1 protein-coding gene is annotated in these 780 nt (G+C 69.7%); it reads left to right on the plus strand.

Annotation, left to right across the window (positions count from 1 at the left end; translation table 11 throughout):
* Window positions 1-74: 74 nt before the first annotated feature.
* Window positions 75-780 (plus strand): DUF222 domain-containing protein (locus tag A5650_RS14030; RefSeq protein ID WP_156744132.1); only part of this gene is annotated, 706 nt, incomplete at its 3' end.

Raw genomic sequence — 780 nt, forward strand, 5'->3', positions numbered from 1 at the left:
TCACTTGTGTCTCTTTGGTTTCAGTGGTTACAGATGGGGCTGGGGTTGTCGGTGGCTCGAACTAGTGTTCGGGTATGGCGGCGGAGCAGATCAGCCAACGGATCGCGGCGATGGACCGCGAGTTGTCCGCGATGGTCGCCGAGTCGTTCGACACCTTGAGCACCGCGGAGCAGTTGGCGGTCGTGGCTGAGTGGGAGAGGTTCACGCGTCGACAGGCGGTGGTGGGGCACCGGTTGGTCGCGGGGCTGCAGGCCGCGCCGTTGGCGGAGGTGGGGGAGCACAGTGTGGCCTCGGCGTTGACGGTGTTGTTGCGGATCTCCAAGGCTGAGGCGACCCGCCGGGTGGCCGAGGCGAGGGAGTTGGCGCCGCGGCGGGCGATGACCGGCGAAACGCTGCAAGCGGAGTTGGCGCACACGGCCGCCGCGGTGGAGAAGGGCCTGGTGGGGGCCGAGCATGTGCGGGTGATCCGGCGGTTTTTCACCAAGGAGATCCCCGCCTCGACGCCGTTTGACGTGCGTGAGGCCGCCGAAGCCCAACTGGCCGACCTGGCGAGCAAGCACACCCCCGGGGAGTTGCGGGCCGCGGCGCAGCGCCTGGCGGCCTATCTGAACCCCGACGGGGACTTCTCCGATGAACTGCGGGCGGCGCAGCGCTGGCTGCGCGTGGGGCGTCAACGCCTCGACGGGATGAGTGAGCTCCGTGGGCAGATCGACCCCGCGACGCGGGCGGCGTTGGAGGCGGTGCTGGCGGTGTGGGCGGCTCCCGGGCGCAACAACCCCG

The sequence above is a fragment of the Mycobacterium sp. 1164985.4 genome (assembly GCF_001668575.1).
Taxonomy (GTDB): domain Bacteria; phylum Actinomycetota; class Actinomycetes; order Mycobacteriales; family Mycobacteriaceae; genus Mycobacterium.